Below are 506 nucleotides of genomic sequence, written 5' to 3'. Positions count from 1 at the left end.
ATTTTGGTTTTAGTTTATTGTATGGAGATAAATACAGTGATTATAAATATCTAACGCTAATATTAGGTATCTATGAGCTTTTATTAGGTATTAATAGACCATATATAGTTGGATTGCGAGCTATAAATTATACTAAACCATTTTTCATTGGAAATTTATTCACAGCACTAGTTACTTCAGGGTTAGGAATGATTTTATCAAGTTATCTATCAGTTTTTGGCTCTGCTTTATCTATGATTATTACAACACTTTTTTTATCACTTTATTATATTTTGCAACATAATAAAGAAGTTAATTTGCGAATACGAGAAGAACAAGAAAGGATATTAACAATATGAGTCATCGCTATTTATTAATTAATGCTTATTCTAAAAATAACAGAGGGGATGCTGGAATTGTAGTAGCCATGATTTCTTTACTGAGGAATTATGATCCAGAAAGTGAGATCTTCGTTATGTCTTCTTATTGGAAAGAAAATAAAGATTTTTATCTAAAATACAATGTTG

Annotated in this window: 1 protein-coding gene; it reads left to right on the top strand. The window is 27.5% G+C overall.

The window, feature by feature from the left end; genetic code table 11:
* The coding region (locus ACLWS4_RS37390; protein ID WP_416876482.1) for a hypothetical protein at nucleotides 1-338 on the top strand (338 nt) is incomplete at its 5' end.
* Between the last annotated feature and the right edge of the window lie 168 nt (nucleotides 339-506).

The sequence above is a fragment of the Kitasatospora sp. SC0581 genome, assembly GCF_048159585.1.
Classification (GTDB): domain Bacteria; phylum Actinomycetota; class Actinomycetes; order Streptomycetales; family Streptomycetaceae; genus Kitasatospora.
This window is presented reverse-complemented; position numbering and strand designations above follow the sequence as displayed.